Consider the following 1,339-nt stretch of genomic DNA (forward strand, 5'->3'; position numbering starts at 1 on the left):
TTTTAACCAGAGGTAATTATCAATTATCCATTATCAATTATCAATTAATGAAAATTATCTTACCAATTATCAGGAGTCATCCTATTTGATCCACTCCAGACGAGATTATGTTTGGTTGAATACTGATGAAGAAGGGAGATCGGAGCAGGGAGAATAGTTTATGAGAATACTGACTTGATATGAACTCAAGAAGAGGTAGAGCAGTGAACAACAAGAGAGGTTTTATTGCACCTCCGTACAGAGCAAGTGAAATTTTCTTGAAGTTAAGGTGAAAATGAAGTAAAATTGAACTTGTTATCTTTTCTCAATTTGGCTGGTAATGATGATGCTTAACTTACCTAGGTATAAAGAAATAAACCCAATATATACTGGAAACCGCACTCTAGTCTATCGAGGTATCCGATGCACCTCTCAGCAGCCAGTCATTATCAAAGTCTTACGCAACCCCCATCCCAACTTTCATGAATTGGTACAATTCCGCAACCAATACATCATCACACGTCACCTGGAACATCGGATAATTGTGCAACCTTTGGCCTTGGAACGTTACAATAATGGTTATGCTCTAATTATGCCAGATTCAGGAGCCTACGCTCTTTCCAACTATTGGCAAAACTCAGAGCAAAGCATCACAAATTTCCTCCACATTGCGATACAACTAGCAGAAGTTCTCCACTATCTGAATCAACAACGCATCATTCACAAAGACATTAAACCCGCCAACATCCTCATCCATCCTGAAACCAAGCAAGTCCAACTGATTGACTTCAGCATTTCCAGCTTATTACCTAGTGAACAACAACAGCTAATTAACCCAAATGTTCTGGAAGGAACCCTGGCCTATATTTCCCCAGAACAAACTGGTCGCATGAACCGAGGAATTGACTACCGCAGTGACTTTTATTCCCTTGGTGTAACATTTTTTGAACTCCTAAACGGAAAATCACCCTTTGATACCAATGATCCAATGGAATTGGTGCATTGTCATATTGCCCAGAAAGCGAAATTTCCACTAGCAACTCAAGTACCGGAAATGTTGCAAGAAATAGTGCTCAAGTTGATGGGCAAAAATCCAGAAGACCGTTATCAGAGTGCTTTGGGTTTGAAGCACGATCTAGAGAAATGTCTACAACAGTTAGAAGCTACAGGAGAAATTACATTCTTTGAGTTGGGACAAAGGGATGTGAGCGATCGCTTCATTATCCCAGAAAAACTCTACGGCAGGGAAAGTGAAGTAAAAATTCTACTGGATGCCTTTGAGCGAATCACTAATGGCAGTTCAGAAATAATGCTAGTCGCCGGTTTTTCGGGAATCGGAAAAACAGCAGTCATCAATGAA

1 protein-coding gene is annotated in these 1,339 nt (G+C 40.0%); it reads left to right on the plus strand.

The genetic code is table 11. From position 1 onward, the window contains the following. Nucleotides 1–322 precede the first annotated feature (322 nt). Nucleotides 323–1,339, plus strand: a 1,017-nt coding sequence (locus ACP6PL_RS20230; protein WP_426547074.1) for a protein kinase domain-containing protein, incomplete at its 3' end; no start/stop codon positions are given.

Origin of the sequence: Dapis purpurea BLCC-M126, from assembly GCF_050015975.1 — a bacterium.
In the GTDB taxonomy this organism is placed as follows: domain Bacteria; phylum Cyanobacteriota; class Cyanobacteriia; order Cyanobacteriales; family Microcoleaceae; genus Trichodesmium.